This is a genomic window from Micromonospora sp. NPDC092111 (assembly GCF_044755745.1).
Lineage (GTDB): Bacteria > Actinomycetota > Actinomycetes > Mycobacteriales > Micromonosporaceae > Micromonospora.
The window spans coordinates 99,248-112,029 of the sequence record NZ_JBIVRQ010000007.1 but is presented as its reverse complement, the minus strand read 5'-3'; the positions used below and the strand labels follow the sequence as shown (position 1 = coordinate 112,029).

10 protein-coding genes are annotated in these 12,782 nt (G+C 72.5%); 7 read left to right on the top strand and 3 right to left on the bottom strand.

Annotated features, from left to right (window positions below; genetic code table 11):
- The first annotated feature begins 115 nt into the window (after positions 1–115).
- Positions 116–2,581 (top strand): RelA/SpoT family protein, encoded by a 2,466-nt coding sequence (locus ACIQG9_RS16350; protein WP_400402698.1) that lies wholly within the window; start codon positions 116–118, stop codon positions 2,579–2,581.
- 168 nt (positions 2,582–2,749) lie between these two features.
- Here ACIQG9_RS16350 and ACIQG9_RS16345 read toward each other — a convergent pair whose 3' ends face one another.
- Both ACIQG9_RS16345 and ACIQG9_RS16340 read right to left on the bottom strand, forming a co-directional pair.
- Positions 2,750–3,589, bottom strand: coding sequence for a peptidylprolyl isomerase (locus ACIQG9_RS16345; protein WP_400402696.1), 840 nt, complete (start codon positions 3,587–3,589; stop codon positions 2,750–2,752).
- Positions 3,590–3,651: 62 nt separating this feature from the next.
- Positions 3,652–4,533, bottom strand: a complete 882-nt coding sequence (locus tag ACIQG9_RS16340; protein ID WP_400402694.1) for a peptidylprolyl isomerase — start codon at positions 4,531–4,533, stop codon at positions 3,652–3,654.
- Between the two features lie 251 nt (positions 4,534–4,784).
- Here ACIQG9_RS16340 and ACIQG9_RS16335 point away from each other — a divergent pair, with 251 nt between their 5' ends.
- The 3 genes from ACIQG9_RS16335 (at position 4,785) to ACIQG9_RS16325 (ending at position 7,885) form a co-directional block, all read left to right on the top strand.
- Positions 4,785–5,504 carry an MBL fold metallo-hydrolase gene (locus ACIQG9_RS16335; RefSeq protein ID WP_400402691.1) on the top strand — a complete coding sequence of 240 codons (720 nt, stop codon included), beginning with the start codon at positions 4,785–4,787 and terminating at the stop codon, positions 5,502–5,504.
- 51 nt (positions 5,505–5,555) lie between these two features.
- On the top strand, positions 5,556–6,878 hold the full coding sequence (gene hisS / locus ACIQG9_RS16330) for a histidine--tRNA ligase (RefSeq protein ID WP_400402688.1): 1,323 nt from the start codon (positions 5,556–5,558) through the stop codon (positions 6,876–6,878).
- Between the two features lie 71 nt (positions 6,879–6,949).
- Positions 6,950–7,885 carry an acyl-ACP desaturase gene (locus tag ACIQG9_RS16325; RefSeq protein ID WP_400402686.1) on the top strand — a complete coding sequence of 312 codons (936 nt, stop codon included), beginning with the start codon at positions 6,950–6,952 and terminating at the stop codon, positions 7,883–7,885.
- A gap of 147 nt (positions 7,886–8,032) precedes the next feature.
- Here the strand turns inward: ACIQG9_RS16325 and ACIQG9_RS16320 are convergent, their stop codons facing one another.
- Positions 8,033–8,548, bottom strand: coding sequence for a PaaI family thioesterase (locus tag ACIQG9_RS16320; RefSeq protein ID WP_400402684.1), 516 nt, complete (start codon positions 8,546–8,548; stop codon positions 8,033–8,035).
- A gap of 56 nt (positions 8,549–8,604) precedes the next feature.
- Between ACIQG9_RS16320 and ACIQG9_RS16315 the strand changes: the two genes are divergently transcribed.
- The 3 genes from ACIQG9_RS16315 to aspS all read left to right on the top strand — a co-directional run bounded on the left by ACIQG9_RS16315 (position 8,605) and on the right by aspS (position 12,626).
- Positions 8,605–9,093, top strand: a complete 489-nt coding sequence (locus ACIQG9_RS16315) for a winged helix-turn-helix transcriptional regulator (RefSeq protein ID WP_400402682.1) — start codon at positions 8,605–8,607, stop codon at positions 9,091–9,093.
- 439 nt (positions 9,094–9,532) lie between these two features.
- Complete coding sequence (locus tag ACIQG9_RS16310) at positions 9,533–10,588, top strand: S1 family peptidase (protein ID WP_400402680.1); 1,056 nt, start codon at positions 9,533–9,535, stop codon at positions 10,586–10,588.
- A gap of 232 nt (positions 10,589–10,820) precedes the next feature.
- Positions 10,821–12,626 carry an aspartate--tRNA ligase gene (gene aspS, locus ACIQG9_RS16305; protein WP_400402677.1) on the top strand — a complete coding sequence of 602 codons (1,806 nt, stop codon included), beginning with the start codon at positions 10,821–10,823 and terminating at the stop codon, positions 12,624–12,626.
- Positions 12,627–12,782: the final 156 nt, after the last annotated feature.

Here is a 12,782-nt window from a genome sequence, read left to right as displayed (position 1 = left end):
GGCGGTGGGCAGGACGCCGGTCGGGGGCCGGCGGGAACAACACCGGCCCGACGGCCGGTTGATCCAGGCGTCGGCCGCGCGGCCGGCGTAGTCCCGGCGATCGGTGAGGAGGCCGGTGTCCCACGATGTCGTCCCTCCGGTGGAGGGCACGGTGCACCCGACAGGCGACGCTGACGGCTCGGTGACCGACCGGAAGAGTGATCCACCGGCCAGGGCGGTGGGCGTGCCCGACGGCACCGCCCCCGATGCCACGCCCGACGGCGCGGTCGTGGTGCCGTTCCCGGCCGACGGCGATCCGTCGCCGAGCGGCGGGTTCGCGCTCTCCAACGCGCCGACCGGCCGTCGGGTTCGGGCCCGTCTGGCCCGGTTCAACGCCCCGTGGCAGAGTTCGCAGGTCAGCGAGGTGCTCGAACCGCTGATCGCCTCCCATCGGGAGAACCACCCCAAGGCCGACGCCCGGCTGCTCCAGCGGGCCTTCGACACCGCCGCCCGCTGGCACTCCGGTCAGTACCGCAAGTCCGGTGACCCGTACATCACCCACCCTCTCGCGGTGGCGACCATCCTGGGCAACCTCGGGATGGACACCACCACGCTGGTGGCGGCGCTGCTGCACGACACGATCGAGGACACCGAGTACACCCTCGACCAGATGCGGGCGGACTTCGGCCCGGAGGTGACCCTCCTCGTCGACGGCGTCACCAAGCTGGACAAGGTCAAGCTCGGCGACGCGGCCAAGGCGGAGACGATCCGCAAGATGGTCGTGGCGATGGCGAAGGACCCCCGGGTCCTGGTGATCAAGCTGGCCGACCGGCTGCACAACATGCGTACCCTCACCTTCCTGCCCCGCCCCAAGCAGGAGCAGAAGGCGAAGGAGACGCTGGAGATCCTGGCTCCGCTGGCGCACCGCCTCGGGATGAACACGATCAAGTGGGAGCTGGAGGATCTGGCCTTCGGCACCCTGTTCCCGAAGCGGTACGAGGAGATCAACCGGCTGATCGGGGAGCACCAGCCGCAGCGGGAGGCGTTGCTGCGGCAGGTGACCCAGAAGGTGTCCACCGACCTGAAGGCCGCCAAGATCAAGGCGGAGACCACCGGCCGGCCGAAGCACCTCTACTCGATCTACCAGAAGATGATCGTGCGGGGCCGCGACTTCAACGACATCTACGACCTGGTGGGTGTGCGGATCCTGGTCGACACGGTGCGGGACTGCTACGCGGCGCTGGGGGTCATCCACGCCAACTGGCAGCCGGTGCCGGGTCGGTTCAAGGACTACATCGCGATGCCCAAGTTCAACATGTACCAGTCGTTGCACACGACGGTCATCGGACCCACCGGCAAGCCGGTGGAGATGCAGATCCGCACCTACGCCATGCACCGGACGGCCGAGTTCGGCATCGCGGCGCACTGGAAGTACAAGGAGCACAAGGGCACCCAGATCGTCGGCCCGCCCGCGCACATCGACGAGATGACCTGGCTGCGGCAGTTGCTGGACTGGCAGCGGGAGGCGGCCGACCCGTCGGAGTTCCTCGACGCGCTGCGCTTCGACCTGTCCAGCCAGGAGGTGTACGTCTTCACCCCGAAGGGTGACGTCATCCCGCTGCCGACCGGGTCGACGCCGGTGGACTTCGCGTACGCGGTGCACACCGAGGTGGGGCACAAGTGCATCGGGGCGCGGGTCAACGGCAAGCTGGTGCCGCTGGAGTCGACGCTGTCCAACGGCGACGTGATCGAGATCTTCACCTCGAAGTCCGACACCGCCGGTCCGACGCAGGACTGGCTGGGCTTCGTCAAGAGCCCCCGGGCCCGGACGAAGATCCGCCAGTACTTCAACAAGGAGCGGCGCGAGGAGGCGATCGAGGCCGGCAAGGACGCGATCGTCAAGGCGATGCGCAAGCAGGGCATGCCGTTGCAGCGGATGCTCACCTCGGACGCGCTGATGGCGATCGCCCGGGACCTGCACCTGGCCGACGTGGCCTCGCTCTACGCGGCGGTCGGCGACAGCCAGGTCTCCGCGCAGTCGGTGGTGCAGAAGCTGATGGCCGCGTACGGCGGCGAGGAGGGCGCGGCGGAGGACATCGCCGAGACCGCCGTCGCCACCCGTCCGCCGCGCAGCCGGCAGAGCAGCAGCGATCCCGGCGTGGTGGTCCGGGGCGTCAGCGACGTCTGGATCAAGCTGGCCCGCTGCTGCACCCCGGTGCCGCCGGACGCCGTGTTCGGGTTCGTCACCCGCTCCGGCGGGGTCAGCGTGCACCGGGACGACTGCGCCAACGCCGAGGACCTGCGGGCCCAGGTCGAGCGGGTGGTCGAGGTGAGCTGGAAGCTCACCTCCGCCTCCACCTTCCTGGTCGCCATCCAGGTGGAGGCCCTCGACCGGCACAAGCTGCTCGCCGACGTCACCCGGGTGCTCTCCGACGAGCGGGTCAACATCCTGTCGGCGACGGTCACCACCACCCGGGACCGGGTGGCGGTCAGCCGGTTCAGCTTCGAGATGGCCGACCCGAAGCACCTGGGCCACCTGCTGGCCGCCGTGCGCAAGGTCGACGGGGTCTTCGACGCGTACCGGGTCACCTCGGGCGCCTGAGACGCCCTGGACAGCGCCCGCCGGTGCCGCCGGCGGGCGCTGTCGCGTCGTACCGGCTGACCGCCCGACGCGACCCTGCACTCTGCCGCCCCCGGGACCGACGGGACCGAAGGGAGAAGCGCCCGCCGGCTGGAGAGCCGGCGGGCGCTTCGTCGTACGGATGGGCGGTCAGCCCTGGATGTCGCTCATCGTCAGCTTGGTGATGGTGACCTCCTTCTTGGGGTGGCCACCCCCGGCCTGCTGCGCGAACGCCTTGTCGTCACCGGCGGCCCCGACCTGCTTGACCAGGTCCATCCCGGCGGTGACGGTGCCCAGCACGGTGTAGTTCGGGTCGAGCTGCGAGTCGCCGTAGACGATGAAGAACTGGCTGCCGGTGCTGCCCGGCTGACCGGAGTTGGCCATCGCGATGACGCCCTCCGGGTAGGGGGGACGCTTGTCGGTCGGCAGGTTCTCCTCGGTCAGGCCGTAGCTCGGCCCACCGGTGCCGTCGGTCTGCCGCCAGCCCTTGCCGGTCGCGCTCGGGTCACCGCACTGGAGCACCTTGATGCCCTCGGTGACCAGCCGGTGGCACTTGGTGTTGTCGAAGAAGCCCTTGCTGGCCAGGTGGGTGAAGCTGCCCGCGGTGCAGGGCACCGCGTCACGGTTGATCTTGGCGGTGATCGGGCCCAGGTTGGTGTCGATCGTCATCGTCTGGGTGCCCTTGTTGGCCTGCTGGTTGGCGGGCAGCCCGACGTCCTTGATCTGGGCGGGCCGGCCGTCCTTCGGCGACTCGGTGTACACGCACTGGGTGAACCCCGCGGTGCTGGCGTCGTTCTGCGCGGTGTCGTCGTCGCCGCCGAGGCTGCTCGCCAGCCAGACGGTGCCGGCGACCACGAGCACCAGGACCGCGGCGGCCCCGACGATCGCCTGCGTCTGCCGGCGCTTGCGGGCCTTGGTCGAGCGCTCGGCCATCTCCCGCTCGAGTCGGGCCCGCGCCGCCGCGCGCTGCCGCTCTCTCGTGGACGTCACGGTCACTCCTCCTGGACTTCTCGGGCGCGGCGTGGCCGCAGGTACGGGTGCTGGTGTCCGGTTCAGCCAGCGCTCGGGCTGGCCGCCGGGGTGCCCGTGGCCGGGCTCGTCGGAGCCGGCGCGGCCTGCGCCTCACCGACGGTGAGCTTGCGGATCACCACGTCGGTCTTCGGCTTGACCGTGGCCCCCGACCCATTGTCCACGGTCGGCAGGGCGCCGATCTTCTCGATCACGTCCAGCCCGCCGGTGACCCGGCCGACGATCGGGTACGCCGGCTGGGCCGGGTTGAAGTCCTTGAAGAAGACGAGGAACTGGCTGCCGTTGGCGCCCGGCGGGTTACCGACCATGGCGACCGTGCCCTTCGGGTAGGCGGGAGCCTGCCCCGGGGCCGGGCTGGCCGACGGGCTCGCCTCCGGCGCGGCCGGGACGTTCTCGTTGTAGAACGTGTAGGTCGGGCCGCCCAGGCCGGTGCCGCTCGGGTCGCCGCAGCGCAGCGCGCCCTCGGCGGTGATCTCGTGGCACTTGGTGTTGTCGTAGAACGACGCCCCCGCCAGGTGGGCGAGGCTCGCCCCGCCGCACGGCGCGCCGGCGAGGTCCAGCTCGGCGGTGACCGGGCCACCCTGGTCGGTGTCGATGGTCATGGTGCGCACGCCGGAGGTGGGCAGGCCGGTGGTGGCCGGGGTGCCGACGTCCTTCAGGTTGGTGTTGGCGGCGGCGTCCTGCGGCGTCCAGAGGCAGACGTCCTCGGCGGCCTTGTGCTCGGGGTCGCGGTCGAAGGCGCCCAGCCCCCAGGCCGCGCCGGCCACGATCAGCACCAGCACCACGGCCGCGCCGACGCCGGCCTGGATCTGCCGGCGGCGCCGGGCCGAGGCGGCCCGCCGGGCCAACTGCCGGTCGAGCTTCTCCCGCGCGAGCTTGCGCTGCCGGTCTTTGCTGGAAGCCACCCGTGCTCCCCTTCCTCTACCCTGGTCGTCACCGGCGGCCGGGTGGCCCGCACCCGTCGCGTCGCGGAGTGTGCCACGCCACACGCCCGCCAGAGTGTACGGGTACCTGCTGTGAATGTGGTGTACGAGGTCCGGCCCAGGTTCGTCGGAGCGCGGGCCGGTGCTCCCGGGGCGGGTGGGCCCGGATATCGGGCCGGCCCGCCGACTAGGCTGCGCAGAGGGACGACGACTCGAACGGAAGGGGAGCGGACGTGCTCGTGGCCGGCTTTCCCGCGGACGCCTTCGGCACCAACTGCTACGTGGTGGCGACCGCGCCGGGGGAGCAGTGCGTGGTGGTGGACCCCGGGATCGGGGTGCTCGACCGGCTCGACGCCCTGCTCGCCGAGCACCGCCTGCACCCGGCGGCCGTGCTGCTCACCCACGGCCACCTCGACCACACCTTCTCCGTCGCGCCGGTCTGCGGCGCCCGGGGCATCCCGGCGTACGTGCACCCCGACGACCGGGAACTGCTCGCCGACCCGGCCAAGGCGCTGTCCATGGACCTCACCCAGCTCTTCGGTGGCCGGCTGCCGTACGCCGAGCCGGAGGACGTCGCGGAGCTGACCGACGGGGCGACGCTGTCCCTCGCCGGGTTGGAGATCACCGTCGACCACGCCCCGGGCCATACCGGCGGGTCGGTGCTGTTCCGGCTGCCCGGCGCGGGCTCGCCCTGGGAGGCGGAGCAGGTCTGCCTCTCCGGTGACGTGCTCTTCGCCGGCGCCATCGGCCGCACCGACCTGCCGGGCGGCAGCATGCCCCGGATGCTGGCCAGCCTGCGGGAGAAGGTCCTCCCGCTGGCCGACGACACCGTCGTCCTGCCCGGCCACGGCCCCGCGACCACCATCGGCCGCGAGCGCGCGACCAACCCGTACCTCGTCGAGGTGGCGGGTTCCGGCGGCGCGCGCCAGGCCGCGCCCACCCGCGGCCTGTAGCCGCGACCGTGACCTCCCCGCGCGGCCCGCGCGGGACCCAAGGAGTACGCCATGAGCAAGCCCACGCCCATCTCCGGCTTCCCGGAGTGGACGCCCGCCCAGCGGATGATCGAGCAGTACGTCCTCGACCGGATCCGGGGCACCTTCGAGCTGTACGGCTTCGCGCCGCTGGAGACCCGCTCGGTGGAGCCGCTGGACCAGCTCCTGCGCAAGGGGGAGACCTCCAAGGAGGTGTACCTGCTGCGCCGGTTGCAGGCCGACACCGACGGGCCGGCCGGTGACGACTCCCTCGGCCTGCACTTCGACCTGACCGTGCCGTTCGCCCGGTACGTGCTGGAGAACGCCGGCAAGCTCCAGTTCCCGTTCCGTCGCTACCAGATCCAGAAGGTGTGGCGGGGTGAGCGTCCGCAGGAGGGGCGCTACCGCGAGTTCCTCCAGGCCGACATCGACATCGTCGACCGGGACACCCTGCCGGCCCACTACGAGGCGGAGATGCCGCTGGTCATCGGCGACGCGCTGCGCGCGCTGCCGATCCCCCCGGTGCGGATCCAGGTCAACAACCGCAAGATCTGCGAGGGCTTCTACCGGGGCATCGGGCTGACCGACCCGGAGGCGGCGCTGCGCGCGGTCGACAAGCTCGACAAGATCGGCCCGGTGCGGGTGGCCGAGCTGCTGGGCGAGACCGCCGGGGCGAGCGAGGCGCAGGCGAAGGCGTGTCTGGCCCTGGCCGAGGTCTCGGCCCCGGACGCCTCCTTCGCCGACGCCGTGCGCGCCCTCGGGGTGACCGACCCGCTGCTCGACGAGGGCGTCGCGGAGTTGGTCGCGGTGGTGGAGACCGCCGCCGCGCACTCGCCCGGCCTCTGCGTGGCCGACCTGCGCATCGCCCGGGGGCTCGACTACTACACGGGCACCGTCTACGAGACGCAGCTCGTCGGCTACGAGCGGTACGGCTCGATCTGCTCCGGCGGCCGGTACGACAACCTGGCCAGCTCCGGGGCCGTCCGCTTCCCGGGGGTGGGCATCTCGATCGGGGTGACCCGGCTGCTCGGCCTGCTCTTCGGCGCCGACGCCCTGTCGGTGTCCCGCAGCGTGCCGACCTGCGTGCTGGTCGCGGTCGGCACCGAGGAGGAGCGGGCGGCCAGCAACGCCGTCGCCGAGGCGTTGCGTTCCCGGGGGATCCCCACCGAGGTGTCGCCGAGCGCGGCGAAGTTCGGCAAGCAGATCCGGTACGCCGAGCGGCGCGGCATCCCGTACGTGTGGTTCCCGGGGGCCGAGGGCGACCAGGTCAAGGACATCCGTTCCGGCGAGCAGGTGGCCGCCTCGGCGGGCGAGTGGATGCCGCCCGGCCAGGATCTGAAGCCGTTGGTCGGCTGAGCCCGGTTACTGGCGCGTACGCCGCAGGGGACCTACGGTGGCGTAAGTTACGCCACCGTAGGGAGGCCCCCGTGACCGAACTGAGCCAGACCGCGCTGCTCCTCGAACTCGAACCCGTGGTCGCCAAGAACCTCGACCGCCACCTGTCGATGGCGAAGGAGTGGTTCCCGCACGAGTACGTGCCGTGGAGCGAGGGGCGCACCTTCGACGGCCCGCTCGGCGGTGACGCCTGGTCGGAGGCGGACTCCACGCTGTCCGACGTGGCCCGGACCGCGCTGATCGTCAACCTGCTCACCGAGGACAACCTGCCCTCGTACCACCATCAGATCGCCACCCTGTTCGGGCCGGACGGGGCGTGGGGGACCTGGGTGGGCCGGTGGACCGCCGAGGAGGGGCGGCACGGCACCGCGATCCGGGACTACCTGACGGTGACCCGGGCGGTCGACCCGGTGGCGCTGGAGCGGGCCCGGATGGTGCACATGACCGCCGGCTACAGCAACTCCCACGACGAGTCGATGCTGCGCTCGCTGGCGTACGTGTCGTTCCAGGAGCTGGCCACCCGGATCTCGCACCGCAACACCGGTCGGGCCACCGGCGACCCCACCTGCGAGGCGCTGCTGGCCCGGGTGGCCGCCGACGAGAACCTGCACATGGTCTTCTACCGCAACCTGCTCGCCGCCGCCCTCGAACTGGCCCCGAACCAGGCGATGCGGGCGGTCGCCGAGGTGCTGCTGGACTTCCAGATGCCCGGGGTGGGCATCGAGGGCTTCGGGCGCAAGTCGGTGGCGATCGCCCTGGCCGGCATCTACGACCTGCGTCAGCACCGCGACGAGGTGGTCGCGCCGGTGCTGCGCCAGTGGGACGTGTTCAACGTCGCCGGCCTGGACGCCGACGGCGAGGCCGCCCGCGACCAGATCGCCGCCCACCTGGACGACCTGGAGCGGGCCGCGTCCCGGTTCGAGGAGAAGCGGGACGCTCGCGCCGCCCGCCTCGCCGCCCGCGCCTGACCCGCCTGCCCTGCCCTGCCCGGCCTGCCCGCCCGACCCGGCCTGCCCGCCTGCCCGCCCGACCCCCGGTCCGGCCGACCTTCGGGTGGCTCCGGTCGGGGTCGGGCGCCTGGCCGAGCCTGGTCGGGGTCGGGGTCGGGGTCGGGGTCAGGCGGAGGCGTCGAGGGGGAAGAGGAGGCAGGTCGAGGTGGCGTGGGCGACCAGCCGGTGCCCGGCGTCGGTGAGTCGGGCCTCGGCCAGGGCGGTGCGGCGACCACGTTGCAGCACGGTGCCCTCGCCGCGCAGGGTGCCGCTGGCGACCGTCACCGGTCGGAGGAACTTCACGTTCAGGTCCAGCGAGGTGTAGCCGACGCCGGCCGGCAGGGTGGTGTGCACCGCGCAGGCGGCGGCGGTGTCCAGCAGGGTGGAGATGACCCCGCCGTGCACGGTGCCGAGCGGGTTGTAGTGGAACTCCTGCGGCACCAGCTCGACCGCGACCCGGCCCTCGTCGGCCTCCATCCGGGCCATGTCGATCAGGTGCATGATCGGCGGTGCGGCCAGCTCGCCGGCGATCATCGCCCGGAGCAGCTCCAGGCCCCCGCGCCGGCCGATGTGCGCCGCGCCGGCCGCCGGGTCGGACCAGGAGAAGGTACGGCTGCGCGCCGGATCCTGCGTCTGTGTCATGGACTCAGCGTGGCAGCGCGTTGCTGAGTCTGTCAATCAGACCTAGCCTGGTCGGCATGAGACCCGCGGCACTGGACTGGTCGGTGGAGAACTGCACCATCGCCCGCGCGATGGCCGTCCTCGGCGAGCGGTGGACCCTGGTGGTGCTCCGTGAGGTCTTCAACGGCGTCCGTCGCTTCGACGACATGCGGGTGCGTACCGGCATCCCCCGTCAGGTGCTCACCAACCGGCTCGCCACCCTGGTCGGGCAGGGGGTGCTGCGCCGGGAGCCGTACCGCGAGCCGGGCAGCCGGGTCCGCCACGAGTACCGGCTCACCGACAAGGGCCTCGATCTCTGGCCGGTGCTGGTGGCGGTGCTCGGCTGGGGTGACCGCCACCTCGCCGACCCGGCCGGATCACCGCTCAGCGTGGCCCACCGCGACTGTGGTGCCGAGATCCACGTCGCGCTGCGCTGCGCCGACGGGCACGAGGTCGTCGAGCCCCGCGAGGTGGTGCCCCGGCCCGGCCCGGGTGCCCGTCGCCGTACCGCCCCGGCGGCGTCCTGACCCACCGCTGCGCCCCGCCATCCCGGCACCACCGCCCCGGTCGGCGATGGTTCCGCCGCCTCGTCCGGTCTGCCGCCAGGCCGAGGTGGGTCCGCCGCCGGGCCGAGGTGAGTCCGCCGCCGGGCCCGCCGGGCGGCGGCGGGTCGGCCGTCGGGGCGAGGCGAGGAAACCGGCCGGTGCCGCCGTGGGTCGGTCCCGACCCCGTCCGCCGGTGTGGAACGGGTCCGAGCAGCCCTCGGCAGGTCTGACATCAGTGTGTCCGTGGTGTTGCCTGGCGGTTATACGCAGCGGCGGGGCGAACCCGGGCAAAGTCATGTCTTGCTTACGATCTTAAATGTGTGAATACTTCAGTCACTCGGCCGGTTTCCCCAGGTCGGCCGGGTTGTCCCCGGACGTGTCGCCATGACACTGTCCGTCACCCCCTTCCGGAGGTTGTTACATGCGACCCACGAGGTCATCGCTCCGCCACGTCGCCGCCGTCGCCATGGCCGGCACCCTGGTCACCGGCGCGCTGCTCGGCGCACCCGCCCAGGCGGCTCCTGCCTCGCCCGCATCTCCCGATGCCGCCGCCACCCTGGCCGACCGCCTCGGTGACCGGGCCGCCGGTGCGTGGGCCGACGCCAGCGGCAAGATGGTCGTCGCGGTCACCGACGCCGCCGCCGCGCGTCAGGTCCGCGCCGCCGGCGCCACCCCGAAGTTCGTCACCCGGGGTGCCGCCCAGCTCCGTTCGGCGACCGCCGAGCTGGAGCGTTCGGCGAAGATCCCGGGCACCGCCTGGTGGACCGACGCGCTCACCAACCAGGTCGTCGTCTCGGTCGACAGCACCGTCACCGGCGCCAAGCTGGAGCGGGTCAAGGCCGCCGCCGCCCGTACCGGTGGCACCGTCCGCGTCGAGGCCGAGGCCGGCGTGCTGAGCACCCGCATCTCCGGCGGCCAGGCGATCTACGCCGCCGGCGGTGGCCGGTGCTCGCTCGGCTTCAACGTCCGCAGCAGCTCCGGGGTGAACTACTTCCTGACCGCCGGTCACTGCACCAACATCGCCTCGACCTGGTACTCGAACTCCGGCCAGACCAGCGTGCTCGGCACCCGCGCCGGCACCAGCTTCCCGGGCAACGACTACGGCATCGTCCGGCACAGCAACGCCGCGAACGCGACGGGCAACGTCTACCTCTACAACGGCGGCTACCAGGACGTCACCGGCGCCGCCAACGCGTACGTCGGCCAGTCCGTGCAGCGCTCCGGCAGCACCACCGGCCTGCGCGGCGGCTCGGTGACCGCCCTCAACGCCACGGTCAACTACGCCGAGGGCAGCGTCTCCGGTCTGATCCGCACCACCGTCTGCGCCGAGCCGGGCGACAGCGGCGGCTCGCTGTTCAGCGGCAGCAGCGCCATCGGCCTGACCTCCGGCGGCAGCGGCAACTGCAGCTCCGGTGGCACCACGTACTTCCAGCCGGTCACCGAGGCGCTGAGCGTCTACGGCGTCAGCATCATCTGATCCACCCCTCGTGAACGGGCCGCCGGTGTTCCCGGCGGCCCGTTCCGCGTGACCGGCACCCGGGCCGGCGAGCGACGCCGGGCGCGCGCACCGAGGCGCCGGTGGGCACCCGGCGCCCCGTCGGCCGCGAGGTCCCGCCCGGTGGGGCAACCACGCCCGGTGGCACCGGGTGACCGGGCTGCCTGACAGAATGCGAGGGCAGAGACGTACCGCAGATGAGGAGACGCAAGTCGTGATCCGTACCCATGACGCCGGCAGCCTGCGCGCGACGGACGCCGGCACCACGGTGACGCTCGCCGGGTGGGTGGCCCGCCGGCGCGACCACGGCGGTGTCATCTTCGTCGACCTGCGCGACGGTTCCGGCGTGGTCCAGGTGGTCTTCCGCGAGGAGGACGCGCACGCGCTGCGCAACGAGTTCTGCGTCAAGGTCACCGGCGAGGTGACCCGCCGCCCCGAGGGCAACGAGAACCCGGAGCTGCCCACCGGCGAGATCGAGGTGACCGCCGCCGCGCTGGAGGTGCTCTCCGAGGCGGCCCCGCTGCCCCTGCCGGTCGACGACCAGGTCGAGGCCGGTGACGACATCCGGCTCAGGTACCGCTACCTGGACCTGCGCCGCAGCGGCCCGGCCCAGGCGATGCGGCTGCGCTCGCGGGCCAACCAGCTTGCCCGGGGCGTCCTGCACGAGCGCGACTTCCTGGAGATCGAGACCCCGACGCTGACCCGGTCCACCCCCGAGGGCGCCCGCGACTTCCTGGTCCCGGTCCGGCTCCAGCCGGGAAGCTGGTACGCCCTGCCGCAGTCGCCGCAGTTGTTCAAGCAACTGTTGATGGTCGGCGGCATGGAGCGGTACTACCAGATCGCCCGCTGCTACCGGGACGAGGACTTCCGCGCCGACCGGCAGCCGGAGTTCACCCAGCTCGACATCGAGATGTCCTTCGTCACCGAGGACGACGTCATCGACCTCGGCGAGGCGATCGTCGGCGCGCTCTGGAAGGACCTGGCCGGTCACGAGATCACCGGGCCGATCCCGCGGATCACCTGGCACGACGCGATGGCCCGGTACGGCTCCGACAAGCCGGACCTGCGCTACGGCGTCGAGCTGACCGAGCTGACCGACTACCTGCGCGGCACCGAGTTCCGGGTCTTCGCCGGGGCGATCGACGCGGGCGGCTACGTCGGCGCGGTGGTCATGCCGGGCGGCGCCGCGCAGACCCGCAAGGAGCTGGACGGCTGGCAGGACTGGGCCAAGGCGCGCGGGGCCAAGGGCCTGGCGTACGTGGTGCTCGACGCGGAGACCGGGGCGGCGCGCGGCCCGGTGGCGAAGAACCTCTCCGAGGCGCACCTGAGCGGCCTGGCCGACGCGGTCGGCGCGAAGCCGGGCGACGCCGTCTTCTTCGCGGCCAGCGCCACCACCCGGGAGGCGCAGGAGTTGCTCGGCGCGGCCCGGATCGAGATCGCCAGGCGGGCCGGCCTGGTCGACCCCAGCGCCTGGGCGTTCTGCTGGGTGGTCGACGCGCCGATGTTCGAGAAGACGGACGAGGGCGGCTGGACGGCGGTGCACCACCCGTTCACCTCGCCGAACGCCGAGTGGGTGGGCAGGTTCGAGGAGGCGCCGGACCGGGCGCTCGCCTACGCGTACGACATCGTCTGCAACGGCAACGAGATCGGCGGCGGTTCGATCCGTATCCACCGGGGCGACGTGCAGAAGCGGGTGTTCGACCTGCTCGGCATCAGCCCCGAGGAAGCGCAGGACAAGTTCGGCTTCCTGCTGGAGGCGTTCAAGTACGGCGCGCCGCCGCACGGCGGCATCGCGTTCGGCTGGGACCGGGTCTGCATGCTGCTCGCCGGGGCGGACTCGATCCGCGAGGTGATCGCCTTCCCGAAGACCCGGGGCGGCTTCGACCCGCTGACCGGGGCGCCCACCCCGATCACCGGGCAACAGCGCGCCGAGGCCGGCATCGACGCCAAGCCGAAGGCGCCGGCCGGTGCGCACGCCGGCACCGCCGGCCCGGCCGCCCCGGTGGCCGACCCGGTCTGACGCCGTTCGCGCCCGGCCGCCGGACACACCGGCGAGGTCACCGGTCGGGAGGTCCGTATCAGCATGATGCGGACCTCCTGGTCGTTTCCGGGGGAGGTGGAACCCCGATGACGGTGCTGGTGGTGGGGGCCGGCGGATTCCTGGGTACGCGGGCCC